This window comes from Larkinella sp. C7 (genome assembly GCF_006149005.1).
Lineage (GTDB): Bacteria > Bacteroidota > Bacteroidia > Cytophagales > Spirosomataceae > Larkinella.
Genome location: NZ_VBSL01000145.1, coordinates 1 through 203, shown reverse-complemented (window position 1 = coordinate 203; position 203 = coordinate 1).

Genomic DNA, 203 nt, shown 5'->3' with positions numbered 1-203 from the left:
CATTGCTAAATTTTGAGCCCAAGACTCAAAATTTCCGTTATTAGCAATAGCTGTGCTTGTTGCTAATAATACCACTTTGGCGAAAGTATCACTTTAGAATTGTTTCATTAGTTAAAGCTACATAGTAGTTTTTCAGATGTGATCGTGTTGAGGCAGTAAGATACTGGCTTTGAACTTTAAAGAGTATCAAAAGCTGGGACAGG